Here is a 1,208-nt window from a genome sequence, read left to right on the forward strand (position 1 = left end):
CACGGTGGCAGCCACCACGGCCGTCGGCGTGGCGGCAGCCTGCCTGGCTTATTACCTGGCCTTCATGCTGGGCCATTTGCTTTGGGGCTTGGACATGGTTCACATGCGCGGCTATATCGGGGCCATGCTCTTCGTGATTCCTGGTTTTCCCTTCATCACTTCCGGTTTGGACATCGCCAAGCTGGACATGCGCTCAGGCCTGGAGCGGCTGACGTATGCGCTTTTCATCATCCTGGTGGCCACGGGGACCGGCTGGGTGATGGCCACGGTTTTGCAGATCAAGCCTGGTGATCTGCAGTCCCCGGACCTTTCCAAGCCGGCTTTGACGGCCTTTAGGCTGCTGGCCAGTTTCTGCGGGGTCTTCGGCTTCTCCTTGATGTTCAACTCCCACCGGCGCATGGCGGCAGCAGCCGGGGTCGTCGGGGCGGTTGCCAACACGATGCGCCTGTCTTTGGTTGACTTTGCGGCTTTCCCGGCTCCTCTGGCTGCCTTTTTGGCCGCGCTGCTGGCGGGCCTGCTGGCCGGCTATGTCCGGGAAAAGGTCGGCTACCCGCGGATTGCTTTGACGGTGCCGTCGATCGTCATCATGGTGCCAGGGCTGTACATGTACCGGGGGATCTTCCTGCTGGCTTTGACCAATGTCGGTGCCGGGGCGACCTGGATGACGGAAGCCCTCATGCTGGTCCTGTCGCTTCCAGCCGGGCTGCTGACGGCCAGAATCCTGACCGACAAGAAATGGCGCCGGGTCGATTAAAAAATTTCCAGAAAAAACTGCTTTTGCCTCTTTTGGCAAAAGCAGTTTTTGCTTGTTATTCTTGCAAGTCGGCAACCGTGGCCTTGACCAGCTTCTTAAGGTCAAGCGGGTTGATCAAAACGCTGCGGCCGACTTCGCCACTTGAAACCCAGATGCCGTCTTCATCCAAGACGCTCTCATCCAGGAAGATCGGGAACTTCTTGCTGTGGTAGATGCCGATCGGGGTGTTGGCCCCGTGAATGTAGCCGGTGGTCTTTTCCAGCTGCTTGAGCGGGATCATTTCACACTTCTTGTTGCCGGAAGCCTTGGCGATCTTCTTGAGGTCCAGGTGGCCGCTGAGCGGCACCACGCCGACGATCGGGCCAGTCTTGTTGCCGCTGACGGCCAGGGTCTTGTAGACCGGGTGGCCGTCTAAGACGGGGTTGGCGGCGCCGACTTGAGCGACGCCATGGTC

Annotated in this window: 2 protein-coding genes; one reads left to right on the forward strand and one right to left on the reverse strand. The window is 59.8% G+C overall.

What is annotated here, in order from left to right:
- The coding region (locus lacNas_RS05760) for a threonine/serine exporter family protein (RefSeq protein WP_201346680.1) at window positions 1–754 on the forward strand (754 nt) is incomplete at its 5' end.
- Window positions 755–809: 55 nt separating this feature from the next.
- Here lacNas_RS05760 and lacNas_RS05765 read toward each other — a convergent pair.
- On the reverse strand, window positions 810–1,208 hold a 399-nt coding region (locus lacNas_RS05765; protein WP_201346681.1), incomplete at its 5' end, for an aminoacyl-tRNA deacylase.

The organism is Lactobacillus nasalidis, from assembly GCF_016587775.1.
Lineage (GTDB): Bacteria > Bacillota > Bacilli > Lactobacillales > Lactobacillaceae > Lactobacillus > Lactobacillus nasalidis.